The sequence below is a fragment of the Paenibacillus sp. BK720 genome (assembly GCF_011761545.1).
GTDB lineage: Bacteria > Bacillota > Bacilli > Paenibacillales > Paenibacillaceae > Pristimantibacillus.
This window is the reverse complement of sequence record NZ_JAASRQ010000005.1, coordinates 119,050-133,921: the sequence shown is the minus strand read 5'-3', so window position 1 is coordinate 133,921 and position 14,872 is coordinate 119,050. Positions and strand designations below refer to the sequence as shown.

Sequence of the window (14,872 nt, the reverse complement as noted above, 5' to 3'; positions counted from 1 at the left end):
TGAATTTTTTGCGCCAAATTCCTTCGCCCATCTAGGAGGTGATTTGTCCGAATTTTCCGACGTCATACAATTCAAAAAAAGAGGAGTGACTATTTTGCTTACAGCCTTCCATCGTTTGGCTCGCCGAATGCTCACCGCATCCCTGGTCCTGCTGCTGCTGTTCCCGACATTCCGCGCCCCCGGCCTCGCGCCGTCCGCACACGCCGCCATCGGCAAAGATCCATTGTACGGCAAAGTACCCGGTCTCAGCGAATACAGCCGGGTTATGATCTGGTACGGCACGAATACCGCAACCCAGACTCAGCTTGATACATTAAAGACATACGATCTTGTGATCCTCGAGCCTACCATCCGCATCATTAACGTCGCGAAGAACCAATTCTACTTCGAGACGTTTACTCCCAATCAGGTTAACGAAGTAAAACGGGGCGTTGACGGCATTCTCGGTACGGCCGACGATGTCATCGTGCTGGCCTACATGTCGGTTGGCGAGCTGGCTACTTCCAGCGTATTTACCGGCTTCACCGGCGACATGACGATTCAAAACGGCAAGGACGTCGGTCTGCTTCCGGCGGATTACAGCGGACCAAGCGGACCGCTGCATGGTCCAAACCCATGGAATTACAACAGCTCAGGCAATTACATAAACGTTGAAGGCGGCGCAACGCCGGACGGCACTTCTAATTCCGGTTACAACGGTTATACGGGCATTTCGATCGCAAACGACTACTCCTCTACCGGCAACTTGCTCAGCTGGACCAATAACGGTCTGATGCCTTGGTATCTGGATCAGCAAGGGACATGGATAAGCGACACCCGCTACATGTACGGAGGGTATTGGAAATCCGGGGACGGCGTTGCCGACAAGAACAAAACTTACGGCGGCGGGTACATTAACGGCGGTGATCCAACGTGGAAAAAGCTTATTACCTTCATGACCGACAAGCTGGAGCATGATGCCGGATACGACGGCGTCTTCCTGGATACCGTCGATACGCCCGATCCGGTCGGCGGCGCGGGTCCAACGACCTCTTGGGGTCCACGCGGCAACTTCGGTTTTACGGCCAAGGGTATGGTAGAGCTGGTTGAAGCGGTCAAAGCCGTCGACCCGACCAAAATCGTTGCGGCGAACCGGGGCTACTGGTATTTCAACCCGGACGAAGGCACCTCCCAATTCGCCGAGCGCTATCGGCATGCCATTAATATTTTTCTGACCGAATCCTGGTATTACAACCCCTACATCACTTCAGGCTCCAAGTTCTACGACGAGAATTCCGCATTCGCAGACAACTGGAACACCAACCCCGCCTCTCCTACCTACCGCAGCCGCGACAACTTCGGAGGCTTCTGGAAAGACTACATGAACGCCCAAGCGAACCAGTCGGACGGCTTCAACATCATCATCTGCGACTTTACGATCCCTTCCGCAAGCACGAACAAATGGATGAACGAAATCGTGAATAACAGCCACTATATGGGTTACGACGTAAGCGGCGCCACCAACTTCACCAACATGTACCAAGACGCGAAAAACTGGCTGGATGCGAGCGGCCACCCTTCTTCCTCGCTTGCCGGCACGCATCCTACCGATCTGCAGGGCGGCTTCAATATCGACGGGCAGTTCTCGGACTGGGCAAACGAAACGCCAATCTACAGCGATCCGGCGGGAAGCAATGCCAAAGGCATTACGAAGGTGTACGCTAAATTCGCCGGCGATAAGTTCCTGATGAAGATTGACGCCTTATCCGCGTTAAACATGCAAGGGGAAATGCTCTACTTCGATTATGACAAAAAAGGCGCAGCCGGCTGGCAGGGCGTTGCCTGGCCCATTACGCCGGATTCCCGCATCTATTTCGAGAACATGAACAAGGTGTACCTCGCCCCGCATGTTAGCGGGCAGGCAGACGTGTTCAAGTTTCCGACTACAACCGTCGGCAACAACGGATGGCCGGTCATTGCGAAGCAGTCCGGCAATTCGGTTGAGCTGATGTTCGACGCGGACTATATTTTCCCGGATTCGCTTGCCGGGCAGGAGATCTGGATGTGGCTTCGTACAGCCAACTTCGGCGGCTCTTCGGTTAAATTCACCGTTCCGGGCTCACCCGCCGTGCCAAGCACTCCGACGGGGTTATCCGCATCGCCCGGCAACGGTCAAGCAACCTTAAGCTGGAGCCCGAATTCCGAGTCGAATCTGGCGGGCTATAACGTTTATCGGGGCGGAACGAAGGTGAACGGCACCCTTGTGACCAGTCCTTCCTATACCGCAACCGGACTGACAAACGGCACCAGCTACAGCTTCCAGGTTGCGGCCGTAAACGCGAACGGCATTCAGTCGGCATTAAGCAGTACGGTATCCGTTATCCCGGCAGCCCCTGTTGCGCCGGCAGCCCCTGCCGGACTGACCGCAGCCGCGGGCAACGGGCAGGCCGTTTTAAACTGGATCGCCAATGGAGAAGCCAATCTTTCAGGGTACAACGTCTACCGGAACGGCATGAAAATAAACGGCTCGCTTGTTACAGGAACGGCTTACACCAGTACCGGCCTGAATAACGGCACGGCTTACAGCTTCCAGGTATCCGCGGTGAACAATGCCGGTCAGGAGTCACCGCTTAGCGCAGCCGTATCCGTCACTCCCAGCGGCGCAACCCCAACGACAATAACGATTGACGGATCGGCATCCGATTGGAACGGTGTTGCCGCCCTAGCGACAGGCACCTCCGATGTGCAGTCGTTAAAGGCGGCCAATACCGCAAGCCAGCTGTACCTGCTCGTGCAGGGCAATAATTTGAATGTCAAAGGCCAGTTGTTCCTCGACACCGACAATAACCGGCTGACCGGTTATAACGCGGCAGGCTGGAATACCTCCGGTGCGGAAAGCGGCGCCGAGTACATGATCGAGAACAATATCGTGTACCGGAACACGGGGGCAGGCTGGTCTTGGACGTCAGCGCGCACGCTCAGCACCGCGGAGTTCCAGCGCAACAATAACGTGGTTGAATTGTCGATCCCGCTCAGCACGCTTAACCTCGCAAACGGAAACACGATCCGGGCCGGCTATATCAGCAACGACTCGGCTTTGAACCGACTGCCTGGCAGCAGCGGCGTTATGCCCGGTTATACGCTTGGCAGCGGAGGAACCGGCGGAGGCGGAACAACGCCGGATACGGCACCGCCTGCCGTTCCCGCGGGCTTAACCGCTTCCGCAGGCAGCGGCCAGGTCACTTTAAGCTGGTCGGCCAACACCGAATCCGACCTGCAGGGCTACAACATTTACAGGGGAACAACGAAGCTAAACACTGCTCCTGTAACAGGAACGACTTATACGGCTGCCGGACTAACTAACGGTACCTCGTATTCATTCCAGATCAGCGCCGTGGATACAAGCGGCAATGAATCCGCCAAATCAACCGCCGTCAGCGCGACTCCGCAGGCAGCGACAACAATTACCATCGACGGCAGCGCAAGCGACTGGGGAGCGGTCCCGGCACTAAACGGCAGCGCAGGCGGCACTATTACCGCAATGAAAGCCAAAAACGACGGCACCAACCTGTATCTGCTTATTCAAGGCAGCGGCCTGAATACCAAAAGCCAGTTCTACCTGAACACGGACAACAACGCGTCATCCGGCTATAATCCCGCGAACTGGGCAACAAGCGGCGTGGATACCCTGCTGGAGAATCAGAACCTGTTTGCTTACAGCGGAACGAACAACGGCTGGACCTGGAGCCTGGCTTCTACGCTCAGCGCCGCCCAGTATGTCCGCAACGATACGGTTATTGAAGTCGCGGTCCCTCTCTCTTCTCTTGGTTTAACCCCAGGCAGTGCCATCCGACTCGGCTTTGTCTCCAACGATTCGACCGCGAACCGGCTTCCGGGCGCAAACGGAACGCTGCTAAGCTATACCTTGTCTTAACACCTGGCTTGAACGACCGCCGCAACCGCATATCGGGCATGGGGGCAACCATCCCGAACAAACAAAATAGGGCAATCCCGTCACGGGATTGCCCTTTAAGCATTTTATCAGGTTAACAAACCCGCTTATTTGGACGAAAACTTCTCAGCTCTGTAACCAACTATCAAGCCGTTACCAGTATTTTCGGGAAGTATCCGATTCTCACGGCATGATCCAGCATAGCCTCCATAAAGCGGCTGTCCGGCGCAGCGCATGTAACGTTAAGCTCCTGCAGGACTTCGTACGTGTATTCGCATCCGTAGCGGTAGCCCGAATCCTTCGCTCCGTCGCCTTCGAGCTGGGCAATCGCCAGCTTGACGCCTTCCGCGTTTTTCGGAACGGACGGGTCAAACAGCCATTTGGCATAAGAGTCCTGCTCCAGCAGCTCCACTGCATAACCGTAATTGCGGATAAGCTCGACCCATTGGGTATACGGGATTGTCTCCGGATTGCAAATGTGGAACATTCGTCCCGAGCGAGAAGGCTGCAGCGCAAGCGTTACGATGGATTTGCCCGCGTAATCAATCGGGGTAAAGTCCACCTCCCATTGCACCTTTGGCGCTTTGCCGAGCAGCAGCATCGCTTTCAGCATGCGGTAGAACGAGTTGCTGTCGATATTCCGCTGGAACAAACCGCTTTCCGAATGGGAGGACAGATTGCCGGCCCGGTAAATGTTTACGCTCAGTCCTTCCTTGGCAGCGGACATCAGCGCTTTTTCCGCCTCCATTTTGCTGTTCGTATACAAATTCTCTACCTTCAATTCAGGCCACAGCGTCTGCTCGCTTAATACCTTCTCCCATTGCCCGCTTAACGCCAAATCCTCGGGAATCCCCAGCGTGGAAATATGGTGGAAGCGAACCGGCTTCCCGCATGCCTTGGCAAGACCGATTAAGGCGAGCGTGCCCGCGATATTCGTCTTCGCGAATTGCTCTTCTTCGCCAAAATGCCTTACATCGGCTGCGCTGTGAATAATGGCATCCAGCGAACCCAGAAGCTCCTGCCGCGTCTCGGCGGAAATCCCCAGATCCTCCTGCTCCAAGTCGCCTTCTACCGCGATCACCCGCTCCTCGATACGTTCCTTGACCGCTTGTCCGAAGAAGTATTCCATATGCGCCTGAACGCGGACCAGACCGGAATCGATTCCCGGACGGACGAGGCAATAGATCTTCGCATCGCTTCGCTCAAGCAGCTCATGCAGCAGATAAGCGCCAAGATAACCCGTAGCTCCCGTCAGCAAGAAAGCTTTAGGCTCAGCGCCGCTATTTTGCGGCATTGCTGCTTCCGGATCCGGGATCGGAGGCTCCTCGTTAAGCGGCACAATAGGTCCGGCCGCCGGCTTGGCAGAGCCTTTCCCGTCTAGAGCCTGCACCGCCTGCAGCTGCTCGATCCGCGAGGCCAAGGCTTCCACGGTCCGGCAGGTGAAGAAATCATTGATTTTCAGCTCCGGATATTGCGGCTTCAGCAGGACGAGCACATGGATAATCGCCAGCGAATCGCCGCCAATCGAGAAGAAGTCATCGTACCGTCCAACCCGCTCCAGACGCAGTGCCTCCTGCCAGGATGCGGCAATGTCCCTCTCAATGACCGTAGCCGGCGGCGCAAAGCCTTCATCGGCGGCCAAGGTCTCCATATGATTGAAGCGCTGCAGACCTTTGCGGTCGATTTTGCCCGTTGGCGATATCGGCATCGCATCCAGCTGAACGATCCATTTCGGAACAAAATAAGAAGGCAGCTTAGCTCCCAGCATCCGCTTGATAACCGCAGACTGCAGCTCGGCGCCGTCTTGGGTCGTGAAATAACCGACCAGCGTATTTTGGCCGTCCGTATCCTTCTTGCAGATGACCGCAATGTCCTGTACGTTTGGAATTTTGGCGAAGCTGTCCTCGATTTCCCCGATTTCGATGCGGTGACCGCGGATCTTGATCTGGGAGTCGCGGCGCCCTGCATACTCGACCGTTCCGTCAGGCAGCAGCTTCGCGATATCGCCGGACTTGTAGATTTTCCCTTCGCCAAACGGATTGTCGATAAAGGCTTCGGCCGTTTTCTCCGGCTGGTTCAAGTACCCTTTCGCGAGTCCCACGGTTGATATATATACCTCGCCGTGCACGTTTACCGGACACAGCTGATTTTCTTCGTTCACAATATAAACCTTGTAATTATGAATCGGCTTGCCGATCGGAATGCTCGTTACCTCATCCGGAATAAGCCCTCTTACCGTAAACGTTGTTGTGCAGACCGTGCATTCGGTTGGACCGTATACGTTAACGATATCGATCGCGTCATGGAACTTGCGCTGGAAGGCCCGGACCTGCTCGCCGTATAACGCCTCGCCCGCAACCGTTATGAGCTTGACGCCCGAAAGCTTGCGGTAGCCTTCCTCCGATAAGTAAGCGGACAGCTGGTTGAAGAACACCGTCGGCAGGATCGTAATGATGGTTGTCCCCGTTCTCTCGATCGCGCTAGCGAATTCCTCGACGGATACCCGCTCCTCCGCAGACAGTAAATACAGGTGCGCCCCGTAGAACAGCGCTCCTATCGTATCCCATACCGATGCGTCAAAGCTGTACGTCGCGAACTGCGTAAGCACGTCCTCGGGGCCAATGCCGCAGTCCGTGCGGACCGTCTCGCCCAGGTTGACGACGCCTTCATGCGCGATCAGCGTGCCCTTCGGCCTTCCCGTCGAGCCGGATGTATAGATAATATAGGCAAGATCCTCCGGGGCAGCCCCGTTCTCGATATTGTAGATCCCTTCATAGACCTCGGTCATGCCGGAGTCTAGCGCAATGATCTCCTTGACGGTATCCACGCCTTCGCAGAGCAAGGCCGCCTGTGCTTCGTAGGCGGATTTGGTCAGGAAAAAGGCCGATGCGGTATCCGACAAAATATAGCGGTTGCGTTCCTCCGGATGCTCCGGGTCAACCGGAACGTACACGCCGCCCGCCTTAAGAATGCCAAGCAGGCTGACGATCAGCTCCAGGCTCCGTTCCATAAAGATGGTGACGAAATCTCCTTTGCCGAGACCGCGATTCAACAGCATTCTTGCCGTGCTGTTCGCTCTCTCGTTCAACTCCCGGTAAGTCAGCTGTCCGTAAATGGAAGAGACTGCGATTCGATCCGGATAAGCTGCAGCCGCTTGCTCGAACATGCCGTGAATCGTCTTTGTTCGATCGTAAGGGTAAGACGTATCGTTCATGCGATCATAGACTGCCCGGTCCGTATCGAGCAGAATATCGACCGCGGCAATCAGGCTGCCCGCATCCGTAAGAGCCGCCTCCAGCAAAATATCAAAGTATTGCATATACCTGCGGATCGTAGACTCCGTGAGCACCGAGCTGTCGTAATCCACGTGCAGCATCCAGCGGCCGCCCTCATGAAGCAGCTGCCAGTTGAGCAGCTCCTGTACCGTGCGGATCGGCCGGCCGCACGAGAACCGGGTATCGAATTGAAGCTCCGGCGAAGCGACAGCCCCGGCTGCTGCCTGATTGTTAATCGTCTCTTTCAAACTAGCGAAAGTCTGCTTCTGTTCGAAGCTTAGAAGAAGGGGTACCGGCGTCCCGCCGCCCGTAATCCACTCCGCCATAATGTCGGTTTCCCCGGACAAACGGTAAAGCATGGCCATAAAGGCTGCTGCCGCGAGTTGCTCTCCGTCATCCTTCAAAGCCTGCAGCTTCTCGTTTAAGCGGTCTTCAAAGGCTGCTTCTACTGTTAAGTAGGAATAAGTGCGGCTGTGACGTGACGAATCGAGCGGGATAAATAGCAGCAAATTCTCTGTTACCTTAGTGTGATGATTAATCTCCGTCATATCTCTATACTCCTTCCGAGCAGTAAAAATGTCCCCGCATCGGATCCGATGCGAGGATGAAACAGGTTAGCCTTAACCTTTAACCTGGAACTGGTTAAGGAGCTTCTGAAGTTTTTCCGACAGAGCGGTAAGCTCCGTTGAAGAGTCCACGATCGCGGACATGCTTTCCTTCTGCTCTTCGACGGAATCGGATATTTTGGCGCTGTTTACGGCCGTAACGCTTACCGCCGACGACAGGCTTTCGGATGTTGCCGTAAGCTCCTCCGTGCCTGCCGACAGCTCCTCTGTCGAACTCGACACCTCTTGAATTTGCATCGTTACGTTTTGCGTGGCCTGCAGAATCTCGTTCAACAGCTGCTCCGTGGTGCTCGTCACTTTGAGGCCGTCAATAACCTCGTAGGTACCTTGCTCCAGCGCCTCTACGGCAATCCGGATAACGTCCTGAATTTCCTTCACGAGCTCGGAGATTTGATTCGCGGACTGGTCGGACTGCTCCGCCAGCTTCCGCACCTCGCCGGCAACGACGGCAAAGCCTTTACCATGCTCGCCTACCCGTGCGGCTTCGATCGCCGCGTTCAGCGCAAGCAGATTCGTCTGGCCGGAGATGTTCATGATAATCGAAACGATATTCTCGATCTCCTGCGAACGGCTGTCCAGCAGCTTAATGGCACTTGTAGACTTGCTGACGACGGTCTGGATTTGCTCCATCTGCGTCATGACCTGCTTTACGGCCGAGTTGCCCTCAATGGATTTTTGCTCCATGTCGTAAGCTTCGTGAGCGACCTTCGAGGAATTCTCCGCGATCGTCTGAATAACGGTTGCAAGCTCGGCCATCGCTCTGGCGGTATCCATGGTCGCCTGCTTCTGCTCCCCGATGCCTCCCGAGATTTCCTGTACGCTTGCCGTGATCAGGTTTGTATTTTTACTGTTCAGCTCCGAGATTTCATGCAGATTCTTGGCAGAATTCGTAACGGCATGCGAGGTGTGCTGAACTTGAAGCATCATATCGTTAATCCGGCTGACCATCTGGTTGAATTTCTGGTTAACCATTCCAAGGTCGTCGCTGCCGGTCTTCAGCTCTACGTTCAGGTTGCCGGTGCTGACCGTATCAATACCGCGAACCAGCTCCTTAATAGGCTTCATCGTACGGCGGGACACAAAGAATTGGATCAGGAAAATAATCAGCATGAAAATAACCATAATGGTAATGCCATTCACAAGAAGCTTGTGCAGTCCCTCGGGAACAGCGCTTGCATCCACGTCGGCAGCGAAGAATCCAAGACTGTTGCCTTGGCTGTCAACGATTGGGTAAAGAACCGACGTCCATGTCCCGAAGCTGTCGGAATAGAAGCTTGTAAAGGTCGGCTTGCCGGTCTTCAGCATCTTGGCAACGGCACTCGCCATGGCGGACGGCTGCTCGTACATGTCCCCGATATTAATGTTCTCGGCAGAGAACGCTTCTACGAGACTTGTAGGCATGGCGACCAGCGAGGTTTTATTGCCGTCCTCGAGCTCCGTGCCAAATATGTACGCTTGCGCGATATTCGGATTGTATTTGTGAATTTCGTCGAATTTAACCTGAAGCTCGGCTTGCGCCGAACCCTGATAACTCTTCTGCTCAATCGCCTGGGCAACGACCGCCGGGTCGATTTCTTTCGCCCACTCCTGCGTTATGGCAATAATCTGACCGCGCAGCTGCTCAATCAGAATGTCTTTTTGGGTCATATAACTGGAGGAGATTAGAATTGTGCCGATTAAAATAATGTTAATAAAGGCTAGCAGCAACATCTTGGTGAAAAAGGACATCCGTCTGATCAACAACATCTGTAAAACGCTCCTATTATCATTTAATTGTCTATTTGGCTGCATTATCAAATCGAAACGCGATTAACCCCCTTCCCTTAAGTAACGATATGGAATAATTTCTGAAAAACATAAATCCAATCTCGTAATGCTGCCAAATTTCGACATAGACTATTTATATAGTATCGTACTAAATAACTATAAGTTGAATAGCAAAATAAAAAAAACTGTGTTAATAATTTATACATTTTGTAATAATTTCGTGAAAAAACTTCGTTTTCTAGTTCTTTTGATCTAATTTACAGGAAATATCAGGATACTTTTTCAACTCCTGTATCCTGAACGAACTTTATTTCCGATACTAAAAAAGCAGCATTTCCATAAAAGGAAATGCTGCTTTAATTCTGTTCTTTATAGCGTTTATGATCTCGGCCAATGATAGCCGACCTTCGAGGTAGCGACTCCAAACGCGCCCTATAAGCGTTCATTAATTTTGGTGAGCAATTCCTTCAAGGCTTGCTTTTCCTCTTCGGTAAGAACCTGAACGATCTCGTCCTCCACCTTTTGGAAGGACTCATTAAAATCTTCAATCAATTCAACGGCCTTTGGCAAAACATATATATTTTTTTGCCTTTCGTTATTGGCCGGGATTTTCCGTTCGATAAATCCTCTTTGCTCAAGGCCTTGAAGCATGCTTGTTATGCTGGCCCCGCGCAGATGAAACCGATCGGCAAGATCCCTCTGAATTAATTCCTTTTCTTGATTCTCGTAGATATAGCCGATTATTTTTCCTTGTTGAGCGTTTAAACCTAACTCTTTTATGCTCTCGTCCGCTTTTTTCTTTAACTTAAGGCCAATAATCTGAAACAAATCCAGATAAGGCGTATCCTTGCGAGGCTTCATAACCGTTCCTCCCTTATTGTTAGAACGCTAACTGTAAGCAAATAAACTATACAGAGAAGCAGCTTTCCTGTCAAACAAATATTAGTTTATTGACAGTTAGTTTTCTAACAGTTATACTCCGAATTGATTCGAACGCAACTCCAAGGAGGAATAATAAAATGAATAATTCAATCCCAAGCTCTTCTGTAGAAAAAGTAACGGCGATTACGAATGCGCGTATTTTCGATGGCGAAAAAGTAATCGAAGCAAGGAGCATCGTCATCGAAGGGGAAACCATAATTGCGGTGGGCGGCGACGTTCCGGCGGATGCAGCAATAATCGATGCCGAGGGAGCAACCTTACTGCCCGGCTTGATTGATGCGCATGTCCACACTTCCGTCGGCGGATTAAGGGATGCATTAAATTTCGGAGTGACGACGGAACTCGAAATGAATGGCGATTTCACGGGGAGAGGACGCGCGATTCAATTAAAAAATGCGGATGACGTCGCCGATGTCCGCTCTGCAGGCACGGCAATCACCGCTCCGGGAGGCCATCCGGATGAATTACTGCCTGATGGGGACGAGATTCCGGAATTCGTATTAAAGGAATTGGCAAAGTTATCGGATGAAGACCGGGAAGCTATGCTAGCCGCTTATGCCCACGATCACGAAGAGGTGCCGCAAGTAACGACGGTGGAAGAAGCGATTAAACATGTGCATACTCAAGTGGATAATGGCGCCGACTATATAAAGATCATGATTGAAGAAGGTACGGTCATGGGTGCCCCCGGCCTGCCCGTATTAAGCGATGAGATTCTTAAAGCAGCCGTAGAAGAAGCCCATAAGTCCGGTAAAATCGTCATCGCCCATGTCTTGACTGCCCATTCATCGCAAACTGCCATCGATCTTGGAGTGGACGGATTGGGCCACCTGTTTATCGACAGGCCCGGGTATACGCCGGAGTTAGTGCAGACCATCGCCGATTCCGGCGCGTTTGTTACACCGTGCCTGGTATTGAACTCATCCATTCTTGGGAACCCGGCATCGGAATTGGCGAATGATCCCCGCGTTCATTCCAAGCTAAGTCCGGAATGGATGGATATATTGAACTCAAGCTTCAATACTTTCCCGCAAGGCAACCTGGAAAACAGCTTTAAAAACGTGATGGATCTTCACAAGGCCGGCGTGGATATTCTGGTCGGGACGGATGTCGCCCCCGTTCCCGTTCCGAATCTTGGCGGCCTTGCCCACGGAGCCAGCGTGCATCATGAGCTGCAATTGCTGGTTAAGGCCGGATTCACTCCGATAGAAGCCCTTCAGTCGGCTACCTCGAAACCTGCCCGTCGGTTCGGCCTTACGGATCGGGGTCGTATTGCGGAAGGCGCGCGTGCGGACCTCGTACTGGTGGATGGCGATCCGACAACCCATATCTCGGATACCTTATCCATTAAAGCCGTATGGTTTAAAGGTGCGCAAAAACGGAGTTAATTATTTCATGCGGCAGGGCTTATGAAAAATAAATCGGGCAGCTGGCCATATGGCCAGCTGCCCTTAACTACTGTTCCGGACCGGACTTGCCGATCCACCCTCTTTCCGCTCCGTTGGTTAAAACCAATTCGCAAAAGCGGCGTTTATTTCGCAGCCGCGATGCCTACCGTATAGATCTCGCACGGCCCGAGCTCCGCCGCGAACGAGCCGTTGCCGCCTTCGCCCGGTGGCTGAAGGCGTTCGCCCGCTTGCTCGAGCACGTCACTCGCGTACGCTGCAGCGGCCGTGCCGACGTTCGGCTGCGCCTGCAGCTTCGCGGCTTCCGGCCGCATGTTGAACCAGCGCAGCATGAGGTCGCCCGTCGCTTCCGCGATCTTGGCGGAGGAGAACGCGATGCCTTCGCCTTCCCATGCCAGGAACGCATGCTCCGGCGAAAGCGTTCCGCCGTGTATGCCGGTTTGCGCGATGGTCCAAGGCGCTTGGAACTGATACGCAGCCGCATAAGCGCCCGTCGCCGCACCGTCGCCGCCATGCGGAAGGATTAAGAGCTCTACCGTTTGCTCGCCGAGGCATTGCGCTTCCGGCGTCGGGAAGACGCCCCAGTCGCCCAGCTCGGAGACGGAGCGAAGCAGCGTGACGGCAATCGTATTGCGGCCGTCGCGCAGCACTTCGTATTCGTTTAAGCCCAGGTTCGAGATCGTGAGACCCAGCGTGCCGTCGCTCACATCGGCAAAGGCTTGCTGATGCTGCGCGTTGCTCGGGTTCTCCCATTCGGCGGCCGGCTCATTGTCACGTACCGCCACTTCGAAGATCGCGTCGGCCCGATGGACGGACGCGGCCAGGTCGGTCGGGAACAAGGCGCGTACGCGATGGTCCTTCGCTTGGTTATTAAACGTCGTACGGATGCCTACGCCGCGCCCGGAACGCTCCAGGCTGACGACGGTGCGGATCTTAAACGGCACGTAGTCCGTGGAACGGCCGGCTTTACGCTCGGGATAATAAACGGCTTCCTGCTTCTCCTGCTCGAACAGCTCGTCCGCGGATGCCGGTATCGACCAATGATGCACGATCTCGAACGCTGCGCGGTACGCGCTGTCTTCGATAACGCGGATTTCGGCCGCAAGACCTTTGGTCGTAAGCGCCGGCTCGCCGTCCGGCTGCTTGAACATGTACTCGTTGCCGATATCTCCGGCATCTTCATAGATGAGCAGATCGCGGTACGTGCGTCCGCTGGCGATATCCGTTACCGCCAAGGTTCCGTCCTCGGCGATCTCGATGCTCAGGTTGTCGTTCGCCAGCGTACGCGGACCGGTTACCAAGGACGACGACGAAGCATCGCCTGCAGCACCGAGCACCCAAGCGTAAGTTTTCAAGCCAAGCGCCGGCACGGCGGTCGCTTCGAAAGTCAGCTTCACCCGGCGGGTCCAATACGGCTGGCGGAATTTGTCATCCGGCAGGTCGTAGCCGAACTTCAAGCCCAGATCCTCGAACGTATGCGCGACCGCGTTGCCGTCCGCGTCCACAAGCGTGCGTCCCTCGAGAGAAACCTCCTTCATCATGCGAATCATGTCATTCGGGGCGATGCCTTCTCGGAAATACACGCGCGCAACGTCCAGCTCGACCTCAACGACGCCGCTGCGCGTCCATCCGGTCGTATTAAACGCGACAAGCGGCAGGGCATCCTGGCCGTAGCCCGCGAACACGCTCGTGTCGACGGCGCCGGCGACCGCATGCTTGCTGTCGTCGACGATCGTCTCCGCCACATGGCGGCTCTTATCGAACCGGGTAACCATCTCGCGGTGCACTTCGTCGACGCTGCAGCCGCAAATGCTGTCGTGCGGATGGTTCTGCATGAGCGTTTTCCAAGCGTACTTCATCAGATGATGCGGGTAGGTTGCCTTGCCAGCCACATGCGCGAACGCGGCGAGCGGCTCGGCGACCTTCTCGAGGATCGTCTGCCCGACCTGGTTCATCTGCTTCAGGTAGACGCGTGCGGACGCCGTATTCACGAGCGTCGACCAGCCGTCCGTCCGCTGGCTGCGCAGCTCGCCGCGTACGACCGACAGCTGCTTATCGGCGAGCGACGACTTCAGCGACGCCAGGTAATCCGGGAAATTCGAATGGACGAAATCCGTATCCGGGTACAGCTTGCGCGCGACGCGGATCGCTTCGGCCAGATCCGTCTGGATCGGCTGATGATCGCAGCCGTTCATGAACAGGAACTGCCCCGTCGATGCGTATTTGCCGGCATCGGCCAGCTTGCGGTCCCAGTATTCCTTGGCTTCCGCTTCGTCCACGGGTACCTCGTTGCCGTTGCTGTACCAGTTGGCGAACAGAATGCCGAGCACCTGCGAGCCGTCCGGCCCTTCCCATACGAGCTCCGAGAAGGACGACTCGTATGCGGAGTCCGAGACCATGTTGTTAAAACCCGTCGGCTTGACGCCGCGGCCGAACACCGCGTTGTCGATGCCCGCCTGCTTCATGAGCTGCGGCGCTTGGCCGATGTTGCCGAAGGTGTCGGGGAAATACCCGACCTTCGCGATCGTGCCGTACTGCGCGGCATCCTGGTGCCCGATCTGCAGATTTCGGACATTCGCTTCGCTGCTCGTCAGGAACGCATCCTGCAGCACGTACCATGGGCCGATATGAATGCGGCCCTCGCGGATCCATTTTTCTAGACGCTCCCGCATTTCCGGGCGTACTTGCAGGTAGTCCTCGATGATGATCGTCTGTCCGTCCAGATAGAAGCTGCGGTATTCCGTGTCGTTCTCCAAAGTGTCCAGCAGCGTATCCATTAGCGCGATAAGCCGCACGTGATGTTTCTCGTAAGGCAGATACCATTCGCGGTCCCAATGCGTGTGCGAGATGATATGCGCGGTTTTTCTATGATCAGCGTTCGCCATGGCGATCGTCTCCTTTCGATTTCAAGCCTTCTTGTTTCAA

6 protein-coding genes are annotated in these 14,872 nt (G+C 54.5%); 2 read left to right on the top strand and 4 right to left on the bottom strand.

Annotated elements, in window-relative coordinates:
* The first annotated feature begins 94 nt into the window (after positions 1–94).
* Positions 95–3,913, top strand: a complete 3,819-nt coding sequence (locus tag FHT67_RS19570) for a fibronectin type III domain-containing protein (RefSeq protein ID WP_167200877.1) — start codon at positions 95–97, stop codon at positions 3,911–3,913.
* A gap of 163 nt (positions 3,914–4,076) precedes the next feature.
* On the opposite strand, the gene FHT67_RS19565 is transcribed toward FHT67_RS19570, so the two are convergent.
* From FHT67_RS19565 to FHT67_RS19555, 3 genes are all read right to left on the bottom strand, one after another.
* Positions 4,077–7,754: a non-ribosomal peptide synthetase family protein gene (locus FHT67_RS19565; protein WP_167200875.1), complete on the bottom strand. Its 3,678-nt coding sequence runs from the start codon at positions 7,752–7,754 to the stop codon at positions 4,077–4,079.
* 72 nt (positions 7,755–7,826) lie between these two features.
* Positions 7,827–9,578: a methyl-accepting chemotaxis protein gene (locus FHT67_RS19560; protein ID WP_132311641.1), complete on the bottom strand. Its 1,752-nt coding sequence runs from the start codon at positions 9,576–9,578 to the stop codon at positions 7,827–7,829.
* A gap of 453 nt (positions 9,579–10,031) precedes the next feature.
* On the bottom strand, positions 10,032–10,460 hold the full coding sequence (locus FHT67_RS19555) for a MarR family winged helix-turn-helix transcriptional regulator (protein ID WP_132311639.1): 429 nt from the start codon (positions 10,458–10,460) through the stop codon (positions 10,032–10,034).
* Between the two features lie 158 nt (positions 10,461–10,618).
* Here FHT67_RS19555 and FHT67_RS19550 point away from each other — a divergent pair, with 158 nt between their 5' ends.
* Complete coding sequence (locus tag FHT67_RS19550) at positions 10,619–11,929, top strand: amidohydrolase family protein (protein WP_132311637.1); 1,311 nt, start codon at positions 10,619–10,621, stop codon at positions 11,927–11,929.
* Positions 11,930–12,072: 143 nt separating this feature from the next.
* On the opposite strand, the gene FHT67_RS19545 is transcribed toward FHT67_RS19550, so the two are convergent.
* Positions 12,073–14,832 (bottom strand): alpha-mannosidase, encoded by a 2,760-nt coding sequence (locus FHT67_RS19545; RefSeq protein WP_167200873.1) that lies wholly within the window; start codon positions 14,830–14,832, stop codon positions 12,073–12,075.
* Positions 14,833–14,872 lie beyond the last annotated feature (40 nt).

Bases quoted from the DNA above. Each gene is read 5' to 3' on its own strand.
- FHT67_RS19565 (WP_167200875.1), bottom strand. From the start codon at position 7,754: ATGACGGAGATTAATCATCACACTAAGGTAACAGAGAATTTGCTGCTA.
- FHT67_RS19545 (WP_167200873.1), bottom strand. From the start codon at position 14,832: ATGGCGAACGCTGATCATAGAAAAACCGCGCATATCATCTCGCACACG.
- FHT67_RS19555 (WP_132311639.1), bottom strand. From the start codon at position 10,460: ATGAAGCCTCGCAAGGATACGCCTTATCTGGATTTGTTTCAGATTATT.
- FHT67_RS19550 (WP_132311637.1), top strand. From the start codon at position 10,619: ATGAATAATTCAATCCCAAGCTCTTCTGTAGAAAAAGTAACGGCGATT.
- FHT67_RS19560 (WP_132311641.1), bottom strand. From the start codon at position 9,578: ATGTTGTTGATCAGACGGATGTCCTTTTTCACCAAGATGTTGCTGCTA.